Genomic DNA, 15492 nt, shown 5'->3' with positions numbered 1-15492 from the left:
TATATCAACCCCTTTGCCAGACGCTAAGGGAAAAGATCAGATAAATCAAAATACGTTCGTTTACGCAAACCGCAATTTCGCGTGCGACAGTTACAAGGAACCTCATGGCTCAAAAAACCTTACACATATATACCGACGGCTCATGCTTAGGCAACCCTGGCCCCGGTGGATATGGTGCCGTACTTATTTATAAACAACATCGCAAAGAGCTTAGTGATGGTTTTGCCCATACCACCAATAATCGCATGGAATTGCTTGCCCCTATTGAAGCGCTAAACAGCTTAACCGAGCCCTGTATTGTAGAAATGACCACCGACAGCCAGTACGTAAAGAATGGCATTAATCAGTGGATCCATAATTGGCGTAAAAACGGTTGGCGTACATCTGATAAAAAGCCAGTTAAAAATGCTGATTTATGGAAACGGCTTGATGAGGCTGTACAAAAGCACACGGTTAATTGGCATTGGGTAAAAGGCCACTCTGGACACCCAGAAAACGAACGCTGCGATGAATTGGCACGAAGCGCAGCAGAAGCCAAGCCCACTCAAGTTGACCAAGGCTTCGCATAGCGTTTACGTTACCACGACACCACAATTTTTCCTTGCGTACTATTATCTTCTAACCGAACGTGAGGCTTGTCGATGTCGCTAATGTGATAATGGGTATCTATATTGACCTTAAGCTCACCTATGGCAAAAGCCTCAAGACAAACACCAGAAAAATCCTCAATAAGACGAGCTTTGTATTCATCACTTCGATTGCGCAGCGTAGTGCCTATGATAGACGCTCGCTTTCCTAGTAATAAAGCCATATCCAAGTTATCGGCATAGCGCCCTGCAAGCATAGCCAAATACACTATAACGCCATCTTGCTTGAGTACTTTCAGGTTGCGATTTAAGTAGTCTCCCCCCACCATATCAAGCACCATATCCACCCCTTCGGGCCATACGGTTTTTAATACGTCATCAAAAGCATGCGTTGTGTAATTAATTAACTGTTCAGCACCGTTTTCACTGCATTTTGCGAGCTTTTCTTCACTTGAAGCGGTCACTGCGCAGTGTACTCCCCAGTATTGACATAGCTGTGTTGCCGCCAGCCCAATGCCACTTGCTCCACCATGAATGAGCGCTCTCTGAGCAGGTTTGATATGCGCAATTGTGCGAAGGCATTGAAAAGCAGTCAGAAAAACTTCAGCGAGCCCCGCTGCTTCGTGAAAAGGTAACCCTTTTGGTATATGCATCAAATGCGCTGGATTAACCACAACTTCTGTTGCGTAACCGCCACCTAAGCAACAAGACCAAACACCGTATCACCTACGTTAAACTTACTGACGTTATCGCCTACTTCAGCAATGGTGCCCGCCACCTCAAGCCCAAGAATATTGCTTTCCCCAGGCGGAGGTGGATAGTGCCCTTGGCGCTGAAGCGTGTCGGCTCTGTTAATACCAAATGCATACACTTTCACTTTAACTTTATCTATAGGCGTTAGTAAATCGTCGCAGGTTTTTACCGTAAGTGCATGAGGTGCACATCCCTTGTCATAATCGACATACTGCATAAACGTCTCCGTCAATAAGCGCTCGTAATCAGCACAACGCTTGATAGTGGCTATAATTATTCAGTTACTTACGCCTTCAATCCACAATCGTTCAATTTTTCTCGGCGTTACTTACAAAGAAATTTTGACTAGAGCGTGTTGACCTTTGCGGTACGTTTCATTAAACGATTTAAGTCTTTTTGGATTTGCGTATAATCGCGCCTTCGTTTAGCGCTACTATTACACACGAGATTTTCCATGTCAGCACACGTCATTTTGCAACCTTCTAGAGATAAGTCACTTCGCCGCAAGCACCCTTGGGTATTTGAAAGTGCCGTTGCTGAAGTAAAAGGTCGGGCGCGCATGGGCGATACCGTTGATGTATTTGATGCTGAGGGCGACTGGCTGGGACGTGGCGCATTTTCACCAGAATCAAAAATCCGTGTTCGTATGTGGACATTTAAGAAGGACGAAAGCATAGATAATGGATTTTTCCTACGACGCTTAGAGACGGCTTTGCAATTGCGCAAGCGCCTCTTCGACTCAGAGAAAACAAATGCCTTTCGTTGGATTGCGTCAGAAAGTGACGGACTACCCGGTGTTACCATCGACGTCTATGACAACGTCGCTGTCGTACAATTACTAAGCGCTGGTGCTGACAAACACCGAAGCAAAATAGTGTGGGCGATTACCAAGTTAATGCCTGACGTACACGTGTATGAGCGCAGCGACGTTGATGTACGTAAAAAGGAAGGCCTTGAGCCAGTGACTGGCGTACTTCACGGCGAACCGCCTATGCAGGTAACCGTTCGAGAGAACGGTATTAACATTGTCGTTGATATTGAAAACGGTCACAAAACAGGTTTTTATCTTGACCAGCGCGACAGCCGTGCCGCTGCCGCTCACTATGCGAAAGACGCTGACGTATTAAACTGCTTTAGCTATACCGGTACGTTCTCTTGCTATGCACTCGCTGGCGGCGCAAAGTCGGTAACCAATGTAGATGTATCTCAGCCTGCTCTTGATTTAGCAAAACACCACGTTGCCATTAATGGTTTTGAGGAAGACAAAGCCCAATACATCAACCAAGATGTATTTAAAGCCTTACGTGAATACCATCAAAAGAACACCCAATTTGATATGGTGATATTAGATCCGCCTAAATTTGTTGATAGCAAAGCATCGTTAAACCGCGCCGCGCGAGGTTACAAAGATATCAATATGTATGGCATCCACGCCGTGAAGTCAGGCGGCTTGTTGCTCACATTTAGCTGCTCAGGCTTAATGCCAGCCGATTTATTCCAAAAAGTGGTCGCCGATGCAGCGCTTGATGCTGGCCGTACAATTAAAATTATTGCTCGGTTAAATCAGGCCTCTGACCACCCTATCATCGGCAGTTATCCTGAGGGGTATTACTTAAAAGGGTTGGTGTGTGAAGTCACTGACGACTGAATGAAAAAAACGCAGACGGCGCTTATCTAGCGCCGTCAAATGACTTACAACATTTAAGCTTGATTATGAATTGCTTATTTACGCTGTGAGAAGAAGTGAACCTCTCTCCCTTCATTGATTTGCTTAACGTCAGCGCAGTATTCAGACACTGGGCGAATTAAGAGCCGGGGAATACCAATTGGCTCATCGGTCTCGAGACAATATCCATAGCTTCCATCCGCAATCCTCCTCAACGACTTATCAATTTTCACCAATAACTTTCGCTCTCTATCTAGAATGCGAAGAGACAACCTTGATTCCTCTTCGTACTGTGCCCTATCAACCTCATCATTAATCTCTGGCGGTTGGCCAAGAGAGGCTTTCATTTCTTCGATATGAGACATCGTACTGTCCTTGAGCGTTTCGAGCATATCCTTGAAAAATGCTAATTGCCCCTCGTCCATATAACTGTCTTCAGACGCTTCAAGTATCGATTCTTTGGTGTAATTTTGGCTCATAATCAATTCCATAAACACTTATGCTCACTATAAATGTTATATTATAACATTCATGTCAACACCAAATATGAATATGGATGTCGAAGAGAAACAAAAAATGCACTGTTAAGCTGTGGCTGATAACTTTGACTCTGCTCCTTTTGCCCATGCCAGCTCGTGAAAGTAGAAGGCAACAGTATTGATTGCTGGCTCAATAAGCGCTACCGCACCACCTACCACAAGACTCCCGGTAAGTAGGTAAGCGACACTAAATGCAACGGTAAAGTGCATAATGGCAAACGTTACTGTCTTTTTCATAGTCTAATCCTCGTAAACAATGCTCGGTTGCTAATCGCAATTGCACCAGACGTGTAAGTCGTTAATGAGAATTATTATTAATAATGAGAGAAGAGTAAAATAGATTAGCTCGAACACCTTGTTCGAGTTTTTTGATTAGTGGCAAGACGAATACGTCGATTCGCCTCACCCTTTAGAGCGCTGCTCTTTTTCTTACTGGCGTTATGGCCCTTATTCAGCCCATTACCGTTCTCTGGACCAATAAACGGAGTTATTTCATTTGAGATATTTCAACACCGATTATGCAGCTAGATTCAGACTCTGGCTCACAACGTACAACCGTTGCAAGTGCGGCCAAAGAAGGTATTTGAGAACTCGAAGACTCAATAGCAACGCTTACCTGTGTACCCACTTCGATAGACGGTTCATCTACCTCTAATGACATACCTGTTGCGCTGATATCTTTACACATTGCCTGCATGGTGCGGCTCGACTCATCGTCAGTAATCTGCAACTGACACGGCGAATTTACCATCATCCTGAAAAAATTTCGCTTATCGTCGTATCCCAACATGTCTACTTCTCCCGTAAATTAGCGTAACGCTTACGACTACATTTGTTGTTATAGGGCGCTGATGATCAGTTGTCAATCAGACTGTTTAATTATTATTCAAATATTCATCACTGCGAGAACGTTATCAAAACGTCGCTCGCCATTTCAATTTTCAACTATAGTCTTTAAATGAAACCCTGTCACTTTGTAAAGCTAATGTTGCCCCACCTCATGCGCCACACCTACTTTGGTGCAATTTAGCGCAGCACACAACACGGCTCACCCACTAAAAATCATCTAAATGAAGCGTAATACGTTTTGCCGATATTGGGTAAGCAGTACCAAGTTGTTGTGCAAACAGCGATACTCTTAACTCTTCAATCATCCAGCGCACATCATTTAGCGCATCGGGTACTTTGCCTTTCGGATATTTAGCACAGGTCTTCTCCCACTCTTTCAACGATTTCTCCACCGTTGCCTGATGCATTCGGTCCTTATTTGGATCAATAGGCAGCTTCTCTAAACGGCGTGCAAGCCCCTTTATGTAACGATTCCAATCATCAAGCCTAGCTTCACCGATATCCGACACAAAACCTGGGAATACCAACGATGCGAGGTGCGCTTTACAGTCACCCAATGCATTGATCATGGTTAGTGGCACGTTGCCTTTCATTTGTTTTTGGCATTGATGCGCAAGCGTGAGTCCTTGCTCAACGCGCTTCGCTATTTCTAGCACCCTATCGTTGATTTCAGCGCGAGCAATATCCAAACAAGCCTCAAAATCGTGCTTGCTTCTAATGTCGGTATTATTGGCTTTACAGAAGTCGCTAACAATGGCATCGATGCCTGCAAAAATACAATCATCAATAAGCGCTTTTACTTGGCCAAATGGGTTGAAGTACAACCCAAGCTTGGCTTTATTAGGCAGCTTATTCTGCAAGTAGTTAAGTGGCGATGGCATTGCATTTTTTATAAGCACATTAACCCCTTGCTTATGCAGGGTTTGGGCTTTCTCGGCTTCGTCAATTAGCGCAATATCAACACTATCACCCTTTTGCACTAGTGCAGGAAACGCTTGTACTTCAAACCCACCTACTTTTTGAACAAATGTGTCAGGTAAACTCTCGAAATCCCACTGAGAAATATTGCTGCGTTCAAGCTCTGGCGTAGCGGCCTTTTCAAAGGTTTGTTTCACTTGGCCTGCACATTGCTGTTTAAGTGCATGTAAATCATCACCTTTGGCAATGTCATCACCGTTGTCGTTTACTACCGCAAAGTGCATTTTTAAGTGCTTGTCTAACTGTTCAAAGTTCCAATCTTCGGCTTCAATAACAACGCCCGTCATTTTGCGCAGTTTATCGCTCACCGCGTCGACAATAGCCACAGGACGGTTGTTTTTATCCACTTCACTGATATCGGCAAGACACGCTTGTGCAAAGTTTGGCGCTGGTACAAAGTTGCGACGCAAGCGTTTAGGTAGCGTCTTAATCATACCTACAATCAAATCTTGTCGTAGGCCGGGCACAAGCCAATCGAAACCAACATCATCCACCTGATTAAGTACAGGCAGAGGAATAACCACGGTCACACCATCATCTTCAGCATTTGGCTCGAAATTGTATCTCAGAGGGAGTGTAATATTTCCCTGTCGCCATGCATCTGGGAAGGCATTCGCCACAGATTGACCCGGCTGCTGCCGATATACGTCCTCCTCTGTAAAGAGCAGTGCATCGTTGCTGCCATTATGCCTAAACCACTTTTTAAATGCGGCATCGTTGTTTGCCTCAACGGGAATTCGTTTCGCATAGAAGCTGATCAGCTCCTCATCATCCACAATGAGATCTCTACGACGTGTTTTTTGTTCAAACTCGTCAGCCTGTGCAAGTAACGCTTGGTTTTCTTGTAAAAAGTCGTAGTTGAGCTTGGTATTACCTTCTACTAGCGCTTCTCGAATAAACAGCTCATGACACATAGGCGGGTCTATCAAGCTGTACACCTTGGCGCGCTTCATCACGATAGGCAAACCAAACAGCGTGACTTTTTCAAACGCGATTACCGCACCGCGTTTCTTAGACCAGTGGGGCTCTGAATAACTGCGTTGCACCACATGCTCTGCTAAAGGCTCAACCCAGTTCGGGTCAATCTTTGCCACCATGCGGGCAAAGAGCTTGGATGTTTCAACCAATTCAGCAGCCATGACCCATTTGGGTTGCGACTTCGCCAACCCAGAACCTGGGAAGATCATAAAACGCGTATTGCGTGATCCTAAATATTCGCGATCTTTGTCCTTAAAGCCCATATGAGACAATAGACCACTTGCAATAGCTTGATGGATAGCCTGATAGTCGGCCTCTTGCTTGGTGGTACCAAAGCCCAATTCCGCAATGGACTTTTTAAGCTGACTAACAATGTCTTGCCATTCGCGCATTCGCAAGTAATTGATAAATTGTTGCTTACACCATTTTCTTAGCTGGTTTTGACTCAGCGCGTTTTGCTGTGTTCTAAACACCACCCATAAATTGTAAAGGCTGATAAAATCAGAATCTTTATCGTGGTATTCACTGTGTTTCTCGTCAGCTTGCTGACGCTTTTCTTGAGGACGCTCGCGTGGGTCTTGAATGGATAACCCTGCTGCAATAATCATTACCTCGCTAAGCGCATTCGTGCGCTGCGCCTCAATCACCATGCGAGCATAGCGCGGATCAATGGGTAGTCTGGCAACTTGTCGTCCTAACTGGGTTAGCTGCATCTTCCCTTTGCGCTTAACAATGGCCTGAATTTCTTCTAACAATCTAAAACCATCATTGATATTACGGTTATCCGGTGGCTGTACAAACGGAAATGCGGCAATATCACCAAGACCTAACGCCAGCATCTGCAAAATAACAGACGCCAAGTTAGTACGAAGAATCTCTGGATCTGTAAACTCAGGACGCCCTAAGTAATCGTCTTCACTGTACAATCGAATACATATACCGTCAGAAACACGCCCACATCGCCCTGCTCGCTGATTAGCAGAGGCTTGTGAAATCGGCTCGATAGGTAGACGCTGAACTTTACTGCGTGCGCTATATCGAGATATACGAGCAAATCCAGGGTCGATAACATATTTAATGCCAGGCACGGTTAACGACGTTTCAGCCACGTTGGTCGCAAGTACAATTCGCCTGCCGCTGTGCGACTGAAATATACGGTTTTGCTCTGCCGCCGAGAGTCTTGCATAGAGCGGCACTATTTCAGTATTGCGATAATGCTGCTTGCTAAGCGCATCCTGCGTGTCGCGTATTTCGCGCTCGCCACTTAAAAACACCAAAATATCGCCTGGCGCTTCGCGCATAAGCTCATCAACTGCGTGAACAATGGCTTCGCTTTGGTCGAAGTCGTTATCGTTATCCTCGGGCGCGTGATAGCGAATTTCAACGGGATAGGTTCTGCCGCTTACCTCGATAATGGGTGCATCGTTAAAGTGCTTAGAAAAACGCTCTGGGTCTATCGTTGCTGAGGTAATGATAAGCTTGAGATCTGGTCGCTTATCTAACAGTTGGCGCAAATAACCTAGCAAGAAATCAATGTTCAGACTGCGTTCGTGGGCTTCATCAATGATAATGGTGTCGTATTGATTTAAGAACCTGTCTTGCTGCATCTCGGCCAGCAGCATACCGTCAGTCATCAGTTTGACGTAACTTCGTTCACTAACCTGATCGCTAAAGCGAATTTTGAAGCCCACCTTTTCACCTAAGGGGGTGTTGAGTTCTTCGGCTATGCGCGTTGCCACACTTCGCGCAGCAAGACGGCGGGGCTGTGTATGAGCAATCATACCGTCCACACCACGTCCAAGCTCTAAGCAAATTTTAGGCAACTGTGTGGTCTTACCCGAGCCCGTTTCCCCCGCCACAATTACAACTTGATGGTTGGCGATTGCCGCTTTAATGTCTTCTTTTTTGTCGCTTACCAAGCAGCGGTGGATATTCTACGTCTGGCAGATTGTCTTTGCGCCACGCGCGTTTTGCAATTGATGCTTCAATATCTTGCGCTAGCTTTTTAAACTGAGCGCTAACGTTATCTTTTGCGCTTTGTACACCTTCTTTCGTATCGCTGCCATTTGCATTTTGGCTCTTGATTTCGCCCTTTATTTCACCCTTTTTTTCGTTCTTTTTTTCTGATGCGGCAGAACGGCCGTCGGCTTTGCTGTTAAGTTTTTGAGAGAGCTGGGTAATTCGGCGCTTCAATCGAAACTTATCTACGCTTAAGCATTCATCAAGTTTTGTATAAAGGGGTTTAATGGCAATGGGTGAAGACAAAATTGCATCCTAAAGAATAGTTCAAAACATCTAGGCCTGTCGCGATAACATGCGCCCGAAAACACGGCGAATCCCCTTAAGCGGATAACCATATTTAGCGCGTTATCTCATTAGCGATTTTTCAATGCGAATAGTTTGGCCATAACAGCAATAGGCGGTGATCCTAGAAGATACCGCCGAAAAAAGCCAGCATAAGGCAGCCCCGATTAGCACTGGCAAGTGGCTTGCAGCTAGCTAATACGGTTTATTAAGGGCTTTGGGTTAACTCGTCGTCTTGCGCTTCTTTGAAGCGCGGAAATCCGAACCAAATCGCCGCAACACCAAAGACGAAAATTAACATGGGATACCAGCAATAAGGCGTAATGGCTAAAGGTGAGATACCTACCACAGCCGCGGCACTGAGCAGCTGTGCACCGTATGGCACTAAACCTTGAAAGCTACACGAAAAGATATCTAACAAAGACGCAGTACGACGAGGGTCAACACCATATTTTTCGTTTAAGTCTTTTGCGATAGGGCCTGCTGTGACAATGGCGATAGTATTGTTGGCCGTTGTAATGTCTAAGAAACTCACCAAACCTGCAATGCTAAATTCGGCCCCTTTTTTCGTGGTTACTTTTCGCGTTAAACGTTCAATTAACCACGTAATGCCGCCGTTCGCATGCATTAGGGCAACAATACCGCCTATGGTAATGGCTATCATTGCAAGGTCCTGCATCCACCCCATGCCTTTTTGAATACTTTGCATCATCGACAATAGTGTAAAGCTTTCTTGCAATAGCCCCACAACACAGGCACTGGCTATGCCAACCGCAAGTACACTTATGACATTAAAGCCCGTTAACGCAAAAGCGATAATGCAAAGGTAAGGTACAATACGCCAAAAATCATAATCACCGCTTTCTACAATGCCAGAGGTATCCACGTCTACCAGCAGTAGCAATATCATGGTGACAAAACACGCGGGCAACGCCACCATTAGGTTGGCGCGGAACTTATCTTTAAGCTGCACGCCTTGTGTGCGTGTGGCCGCAATCGTGGTGTCTGAGACAAATGACAAGTTATCTCCAAACATTGCGCCACCAACCACAATCCCCAGCGCCATTTCAACCGAGTAAACCAAGGCTGCTGGCAAGCCCTGCACCAATGGGAGAGAGTGCCGTGATAGTACCCATCGACGTGCCCATGGCAAACGAAATGAAACAACAAATTAGAAACAAGCCAGGTAAAATAAGAGCCGATGGCACAAACTGCAAAGCCATGTTCACCGTCGCGTCGCGCGCCCCGATATCAATAGTAACGGCGTAAAACGCACCTACGAGTAAAAAAATCAACACCAGCAGGATAATATTTTTATCTCCGCCCCCTTTACAAAAGGTCTGTACCTTTTGAGAAAAGCTCACCTTTTCGCCTTTGGGGTTCAAACATAAGCCATAGCCCGCGCTAATAAAGAACGCTACAAGAATAGGCATTGCCGTGATGTCATTGGTCGTAATGCCTGTTACAACAACAAGGACAACAAACAACAAAATGGGAGTAAGGCCCAAAGGGTTTGGCGCTATGGTTTGATTTTGGTGCACAAATAACTCTCTGATTTAAAATGGCATCGGTTTCGGTCATGCGACAAGGTGTTGAAGCAATGGCGAAATAAAGCTGAAAAGGATAAAAGTTTTTTGGCGTATTGCAAAGGGAATTAGCGTTAAATGCCCCTAAGCTCACTCGGCGTTTTCCCTGTCAGTCGCTTTACCACCCGACGAAAGTTAGGTAAGTCAGAGATGTGCATTGCTTTGGCGGCTTTTTCATTGCTGAGTTTGGCAAGTGACAACAATACGATGGCTTGATGATATTGCACCTCTTCGTGCAGTGCGCGGTAGCTTGCTCCATATTCTTTGAGCTTACGCTTAAATGTCGCCACGCTCATATTACATCGCTGAGCGATGATAGACAGTGCGGCATTTTGACAATGATACAATTGATGGCGCACGATGTCGGGTAACAGCATTGCTGACGCTGTCACTAGCATATCGTCTTTATGTGTGAAGGATCCCGCTTCGGAAGTCACCTAGCTCAAACGATGAAAAATTTGTGTCTACGCTAACGCTGTTTAGCGGCGCTTGAAATGCACTATGTAGCCCTAAATGGGTTTCAAAATCAGCAATATGTCTAGGCCGCACTACCCTGAACGTATAGCGCAAAGGCACACGTTTACCTGTAATGTGTTTTAGCAGCGCCACCAGCGCGCATAGCCCTATCTCAAGAATAAATTGCGCTAGTTTTGAACTATCTACATTAACTTCGGCGATAAATATGCATTTATTGCTGACGTTAAACTCACGAAAAAACACAAGTGGAAAAACGCGCCACTTTGTTTCGTTTCCGTAAAACAAGAAACGAAAGATAGAGACTAAACACTGAGAGGCATCAGGCTGAGTTTGTGACCAAAGTGGATAGCCTACCCCCTTTTGTATCAGTGAATGCGCCAGAGCACTGCCGATAAGAAAACTAATGTCATGCCCTTTCGTTTGACTGCGAATGTTTTCAAGAAAAGCGAGGTATTGGCCTACACTTATTTGCATATCTGGTACGATAGCATCATCGAAAATGCCTGTACCTCTCAGTATCTTGTGCTTATTCGCGCCTCTAGGCGTCGCGACTTCCAAACCCGCGCGCACCAAATCATAAGACAAAATCACTTTGTCAGTGCACAACGCAACACATTCTTGACTCAATGTATCGCTTTTGTTGTCAAACAATAACTCAGGCGCTGATATTGATGAAACGTCGTGACGCTTCACATCTAAGCCGTAATGTGGGCCTTGATCTTGGCTATCTGAGGCTTTGCCTAGCTCTTGAGTGAGTATCATATTACGCCACATGCTGTGGATGCTGTGGGTGCTGTTCGACGCGAATTAATAACTCACGCAAGACGGTAGGTAAATTATCACCAGGCTCAATAACCGATAAGCTACTTCTCGCGGTTGTGTATATGGCTTCTGAATGTGTTCGGTTTCTAAATGCCATATACTCAATGCTTAGTTTCAATTCATCAATAATGGCTTGGGCTTTGGGTAAAGTGACTTCTGGCAATAAAATAGCGAAGCGGTCTCCCGCATATCGGCACACGAGATCTTGTTCTCGTAAGTTCATCACGATAAGTTGCGCCACCTCATGTAAGTAACGGTCTCCTTCTCGTTGACCATAGCGCAAGTTAAACGCTGAAAAACCGTTGATATCAATAATGGCAACAACACTGGTTAACCCCTTTTGCTGCAATTTATGAATTTGATTTTTCCAATACTCGGCGCGATACAGCTGAGTGATAGCGTCGATGTCTTGATGATCACGACAGTCCCACTCACGCCTGCGAAGTTGAAGATTTAATGCGCGTTGTTCTAAGTGCCATTGGTACAAAGCCCCTGTCATTATCAACATGCCAAGTGCCGCAGGATATGACTCAATCATACTTATCCAATGGGCGTGGTCAGGGTAGGTAAGAAACTCGTCCAAGAAGTCGAGGGAAACCGAAAAGAGAAAGCAGCCTAACCCCACCATTAATGAGCTTGTGACCTTACCCGGAGGACGACTTGCCAGCGCGGCTAACATCCATGCGAGCGTTAGCAATACAATACTGCCCTCACCCACGACATCTAAGCCTGATATGACACCAAATGGCTTAGCATTGCCAAAAGACAAAGCCAATAACGCCGCCACATTTACCACACCTAACGTAAACACTAGCCACAACTTGTGGCGTTTAAACTGTGTGGAATTGGTTAATGTAAACATGAGTAATTCTCGTTAGTTTTGCGCTGTTGCCTCAGTAAACATCTTGAGTATCAGGGCGCACTTTATTGCAGGTCTGGGCCGGAGTCTTGCCTAAAAGCGTTGTTATTGTCGAGGGTCAGTTTGGCTCACTGATATGACAACTTCATTGCAACAGATTACCAAAACAACGAGATACACCAATATTGTTATTTAAATTCAACATGTTATTTAAGGGGTCAATTTAGCTCACGCTCTTTTAAAAAGTCCAAATAACGCTTAACCCACTCATTTACATCAATAAATTGTCATAGAACTGTCATTCACGCTTCCTAGGGTAAATGCGCACTTAACCAACACACATTTCACTTGGGACAATAATGAAAACGAGAACTGCTTATTCATCACTTGCTTTGGCCTGCATTACTGCACTCGGCCTTGGTGTTGCTACTCCCTCTTACGCTAGCGACGGTATCGTCATCGGCACGGTAAAAGATGCCGCTAAAGCGCGTAGTTATCACGGCGCGAAAATTAAAATACGAGAACTAGGGTTAACAACAGAAGCCAACCGCGACGGAAGCTTTCGCTTTGCCTCTATTCCACCAGGGACCTACACCCTTGAAATATCGTACTTAGGCGAAGACACCGTTGTTCAATCTGTTATTGTTGAGGATAGTGGCATTGCCCGCGCTGCGGTGGTTCTTGGCAGTGGCGATACTATCGATGAAATATTGGTACGAGGTCAGCGTAGTGGGCAAGCCAGCGCAATTAACCAGCAACGCGTATCAGACCGAATTTCCTCTATTGTTTCTGCCGACGCCATTGGTCAATTTCCAGATCAGAATGCGGCAGAGTCTTTACAGCGCCTTCCCGGTTTGTCCATTGAGCGTGACCAAGGTGAAGGCCGTTTTGTTGGTATTCGCGGTATCGATCCAAATTTGAACAATGTCACCATAAACGGTTTAAACATTCCTTCGCCTGAGTCTGGCGTACGCTCTGTTGCACTTGATGTCATCCCTTCAGAGCTAATACAAACTCTTGAGGTTTCAAAGTCTGTTACACCAGATATGGACGGTGATGCCATTGGTGGTTCGGTAGCGGTTAAAAGTGTCAGTGCGTTTGATAAGCCACGTGATACCGCAAGCGTAACCGTGCAAGCCAGTCAGAATGACTTGCGCGACCAAACCAGCCCCAAGGTTTCAGGTACTTTTACCAAAAAGCTAACGCCTGAATGGGGTGTGGCAGCGGCTATTTCTTACTTTGATAGAGATTTTGGTTCAGACAATGTAGAAAGTAACGGCGATGATGAGCTAGAGCAGCGTCACTACACCATAACCCGTGAGCGCCTAGGCAGCGCGGTTAACATCGATTACCGCCCTGATTTTAATAACCAGTATTTTCTTCGAACTCTCTACAGCGAGTTCTCTGATGATGAATACCGCCAGGCAAATATTTTCACCTTTGACGGCGAAGACTCTGAAATTGAAAGAGAGAGTAAAGACCGCTATGAAAGCCAGAGTATCTTTACTCTAGCGCTTGGTGGCGAGCACCAGCTTAAAACGTGGCAGCTAGACTGGCAGCTAGGATACGCCAAGTCAGATGAAGATGAGCCTAACGCGCTTTACTATCTGTTCAAAACAGACAACGCCAGCATCGAAAGCGACTTAAATACTCGACGCCCTATCGTTGTGCAAAATGCGCAGGCGCAGGATCTCTCAACCTACGAGGTTGATGAAATCAGCTTTGAAGACAATTACACCAAAGATACAGAATCTAGCGTAAAAATTGATGTAGCGCGCCCAATGAATATTGGGGGTTACGTTGGTGAATTTAAGATGGGTACCAAGTACCGCAGTCGAGAAAAAGACAGAGATAGCCGCATAACGATTTTTGATGGTGATTTTGATGACGTTTCCGTTTCACAATTTGGCGCCGCTACGCCCGACTATTCACTGGATAATTTTGGCCCAGGTTTACATCGCTCAGCAATGCGCAGCTTTTTCAATGACAATCGTCAGGGCCTTGAGATTGACACTCTGAACTCTGAAGTTGAGTCTCGTGGAGCAACCTATATCAATGAAGAAGATATTTTTGCTGCATACGCAATGGGCAGTATTGATATCGACAAACTTAGAGTTGTGGCTAGGTATACGTTATGAGCGCACTGACTTTTCAACTTCAGGCATGCGTGTAGAGCTTGTCGAAAACGAACAGACCGACGTAGAAGAAGTCATTAACACACCATGGCAAGCAGAGCGTGATTATGATCATTGGCTGCCAAGTATAAACGCAAGATACCTCTTCTCAGAAAAGCTTCAAGTACGTGCAGCCTACACACAAACTATTTCTCGCCCTAGGTTTGAAGATGTGGCTGCATTTCAAATCATCGAAAGCACCACAGAAGACGATGACGGTGTTTTTGTTACTGAACGCGAGGCAGAAGTCGGTAACCCAGAATTAACACCGTATGAAGCACAGAACCTTGATGTTTCTCTTGAGTACTACCCCGGCGATATAGGCGTTATCTCAGCGGGACTATTTTACAAGAAAATCGACAATTTTGTGGTTTATGCAGACGTAGCTGGTACGGCCGAATGGGAAGGTTTTGAAGAAGTCATTCAGCCAATTAACGGCGATTCTGCAGACCTTACTGGTGTTGAACTTTCATGGGTAAAAGCGTTTAACAATGGCTTCATTGTGGCTGCAAATGCCACCTTCACCGACTCAGATGCAACGACATTTTTGGACGGTGAGAAATTTGAAACCAGCCTTCCCAATCAATCTGATCGCATTGGTAACCTTACTGTAGGTTATGAAGCCAATGATTTTAGTGTACGTCTAGCAACCACCTATAAAAGCGACAATTTTGAAGAAATAGATGGCGATATGCTGCGATTTGAAGACGACCATATGCAAATTGATTTTATGGCGCGTTATTACATTAACAGTAGCATGCAAGTGTATTTTAACGGCGTGAACCTCGGTGATGAGCCATTTTACAACTATTTCGATACCCGCAATAGAAATGCCCAGTACGAATCGTATGGACGTACATTCGAACTAGGCTTTACCTGGCAGATGAACTAACAGGCGTATCTACCGCTGTAAATTTAGG

At 45.3% G+C, this 15492-nt stretch carries 8 protein-coding genes and 4 pseudogenes; 3 read left to right on the top strand and 9 right to left on the bottom strand.

Annotation, left to right across the window (positions count from 1 at the left end; translation table 11 throughout):
* Positions 1-104: 104 nt before the first annotated feature.
* Positions 105-569, top strand: a complete 465-nt coding sequence (gene rnhA / locus V6N89_RS09040; RefSeq protein WP_338517264.1) for a ribonuclease HI — start codon at positions 105-107, stop codon at positions 567-569.
* An 8-nt stretch (positions 570-577) separates the two neighbouring features.
* On the opposite strand, the pseudogene V6N89_RS09035 reads toward rnhA, so the two are convergent.
* Positions 578-1557 (bottom strand): annotated as a pseudogene (locus V6N89_RS09035) (NAD(P)H-quinone oxidoreductase).
* A gap of 237 nt (positions 1558-1794) precedes the next feature.
* On the opposite strand from V6N89_RS09035, the gene V6N89_RS09030 reads away from it, so the two are divergent.
* Complete coding sequence (locus tag V6N89_RS09030; protein ID WP_346993672.1) at positions 1795-2988, top strand: class I SAM-dependent rRNA methyltransferase; 1194 nt, start codon at positions 1795-1797, stop codon at positions 2986-2988.
* Positions 2989-3062: 74 nt separating this feature from the next.
* Here the strand turns inward: V6N89_RS09030 and V6N89_RS09025 are convergent, their stop codons facing one another.
* The 8 genes and pseudogenes from V6N89_RS09025 to V6N89_RS08990 all read right to left on the bottom strand — a co-directional run bounded on the left by V6N89_RS09025 (position 3063) and on the right by V6N89_RS08990 (position 12401).
* Positions 3063-3485, bottom strand: a complete 423-nt coding sequence (locus V6N89_RS09025; protein WP_338517263.1) for a TraR/DksA C4-type zinc finger protein — start codon at positions 3483-3485, stop codon at positions 3063-3065.
* A gap of 105 nt (positions 3486-3590) precedes the next feature.
* Entirely contained in the window at positions 3591-3782 is a 192-nt protein-coding gene (locus tag V6N89_RS09020; RefSeq protein ID WP_338517262.1) for a DUF2061 domain-containing protein, read from the bottom strand.
* A gap of 250 nt (positions 3783-4032) precedes the next feature.
* The gene (locus V6N89_RS09015; protein WP_015067025.1) at positions 4033-4335 is read right to left on the bottom strand and encodes a PilZ domain-containing protein; all 303 of its coding nucleotides are present in this window, start codon (positions 4333-4335) and stop codon (positions 4033-4035) included.
* Between the two features lie 265 nt (positions 4336-4600).
* Positions 4601-8615 (bottom strand): annotated as a pseudogene (hrpA, locus tag V6N89_RS09010) (ATP-dependent RNA helicase HrpA).
* Positions 8616-8862: 247 nt separating this feature from the next.
* Positions 8863-10210: pseudogene (locus V6N89_RS09005) on the bottom strand (Na+/H+ antiporter NhaC family protein).
* A 104-nt stretch (positions 10211-10314) separates the two neighbouring features.
* Positions 10315-10632 (bottom strand): helix-turn-helix domain-containing protein, encoded by a 318-nt coding sequence (locus V6N89_RS09000; RefSeq protein ID WP_346993671.1) that lies wholly within the window; start codon positions 10630-10632, stop codon positions 10315-10317.
* Positions 10633-10645: 13 nt separating this feature from the next.
* Entirely contained in the window at positions 10646-11479 is an 834-nt protein-coding gene (locus V6N89_RS08995) for a hypothetical protein (RefSeq protein WP_346993670.1), read from the bottom strand.
* 1 nt (position 11480) lies between these two features.
* Positions 11481-12401: a diguanylate cyclase domain-containing protein gene (locus V6N89_RS08990; protein ID WP_338517259.1), complete on the bottom strand. Its 921-nt coding sequence runs from the start codon at positions 12399-12401 to the stop codon at positions 11481-11483.
* Positions 12402-12757: 356 nt separating this feature from the next.
* Here V6N89_RS08990 and V6N89_RS08985 point away from each other — a divergent pair.
* Positions 12758-15464, top strand: a pseudogene (locus V6N89_RS08985) (TonB-dependent receptor).
* Positions 15465-15492: the final 28 nt, after the last annotated feature.

It is taken from the genome of Alteromonas gracilis (assembly GCF_036870955.2).
In the GTDB taxonomy this organism is placed as follows: domain Bacteria; phylum Pseudomonadota; class Gammaproteobacteria; order Enterobacterales; family Alteromonadaceae; genus Alteromonas; species Alteromonas gracilis_A.
This window is presented reverse-complemented; position numbering and strand designations above follow the sequence as displayed.

Coding starts and splice junctions, on each gene's coding strand:
- rnhA (WP_338517264.1), top strand. CDS start 105: ATGGCTCAAAAAACCTTACACATATATACCGACGGCTCATGCTTAGGC.
- V6N89_RS09030 (WP_346993672.1), top strand. CDS start 1,795: ATGTCAGCACACGTCATTTTGCAACCTTCTAGAGATAAGTCACTTCGC.
- V6N89_RS09025 (WP_338517263.1), bottom strand. CDS start 3,485: ATGAGCCAAAATTACACCAAAGAATCGATACTTGAAGCGTCTGAAGAC.
- V6N89_RS09020 (WP_338517262.1), bottom strand. CDS start 3,782: ATGAAAAAGACAGTAACGTTTGCCATTATGCACTTTACCGTTGCATTT.
- V6N89_RS09015 (WP_015067025.1), bottom strand. CDS start 4,335: ATGTTGGGATACGACGATAAGCGAAATTTTTTCAGGATGATGGTAAAT.
- V6N89_RS08995 (WP_346993670.1), bottom strand. CDS start 11,479: ATGATACTCACTCAAGAGCTAGGCAAAGCCTCAGATAGCCAAGATCAA.
- V6N89_RS08990 (WP_338517259.1), bottom strand. CDS start 12,401: ATGTTTACATTAACCAATTCCACACAGTTTAAACGCCACAAGTTGTGG.